This window comes from Rhizobium sp. AP16 (assembly GCF_000281735.1).
Lineage (GTDB): Bacteria > Pseudomonadota > Alphaproteobacteria > Rhizobiales > Rhizobiaceae > Rhizobium > Rhizobium rhizogenes.
The window spans coordinates 1-1,296 of record NZ_AJVM01000059.1 but is presented as its reverse complement, the minus strand read 5'-3'; the positions used below and the strand labels follow the sequence as shown (position 1 = coordinate 1,296).

The following is a 1,296-nucleotide window of genomic DNA, read 5'->3' as shown; positions in this document are numbered from 1 at the left end:
TTTGGTCCGTTCTGGACACATGGGTTACGGTTTATTCCTGAGACATAGGTAACACTTTTGGACCGAAAGGGTTCGGCAAAGGTTCAAGCCTGCATGTCTCATCATCGAAGTATCCCAGATCGTAATCCATAAAGCTTGTAAGCCAGATATGGTCTTCGACCTGTTTGATGCCGACGGCCTGACCGGCGAAGACCAGACTGAGATTGATCTTCTTCCGCTTGTAGCAGATGCGTCCGCATGTTGTGACGGTGACTGTCTGGTCGTGGAACGGGTAGTCGAGATCGGGTAGGCCGCGATAGACGCGCGGTGAAGCGTCGTAGCATTCTGCCGGGCAGGCCATGTTGAGCGCCTGGTGGGGCCGCTCGGTGTTGAACTCCTCGACGAAGTCGTCGAGGCGGGCTTGCTGCTGCAGGAAATTGTCTCCGGCCGGCTTGGTTGTCTCAAGTTTCAGTGTCAGATGCATGCGCTCGTGACGGCCGTTCTGCTGCGGATGGCCGGGCTTGATGCGCTCGATGTCGATACCGAGCCTGAGCCACCAGACGGCGAGCCGAGACAGATTGAACAGTCCGTTGGGGCTGGCGAAAGGCACTCCGTTGTCGGTTCTGATCGCCTTGGGCAGGCCGAACTCCTTGAAGACGCGTTCGAAAACGGTGAAGGCGTAGACCTCCTTGGTCGTGTGCAACGCTTCGCAGGCCAAAAGATAGCGGCTGGCGAAGTCGGTGATCGTCAAGGGGTAGCAATAGCGCTTATCGGCAAGCATGAACTCGCCTTTGTAATCGGCGCACCACAGGTCGTTGGGCAGTCCTGGATTGGAGAGTGCTGTTCCTTCAGCCCTGTTGCGCCGTCGCCTACCGTGCTTGACCAGGCCGTTGCGGTCGAGGACGGCATGCACGGTTGAGATCGCCGGCGTGTGAACATCCGGATATAGCCGCGCCAGCCGCTCCCTGATCTTTGGTGCGCCCCAGTTGGGCTTGTCCTGCTTGGTCCGCACAATCAGCTTCTCGATTTGGAAAGGAAGCTGATTGGCGTGCCGGTAAGGCCGTCGCGATCGATCTGTCAGTCCTTGCAGACCACTGTCGTTATAGCGGCTGATGATTTTGTGACCCGTCTTGCGGGAGATGCCGAATTCGCGGCACAGCGCCGCTATCTTCTCGCCATCCAGAATCCGCGCAACGAATTTGAGACGCTCGTCCATGCGGTTGCACTCCTGCCAAGGCACCTTCGCTCTCCTCGCAAAGGCAAAAAGTGTAACCCATGTCTCCGGTATGAACTGTCACCCCTCTCTCGGGAAGGACA

Annotated in this window: 1 protein-coding gene; it reads right to left on the bottom strand. The window is 57.6% G+C overall.

The features are described from left to right. Window positions 1-31 precede the first annotated feature (31 nt). Window positions 32-1,219, bottom strand: coding sequence for an integrase core domain-containing protein (locus PMI03_RS16420; protein WP_409033802.1), 1,188 nt, complete (start codon window positions 1,217-1,219; stop codon window positions 32-34). Window positions 1,220-1,296: the final 77 nt, after the last annotated feature.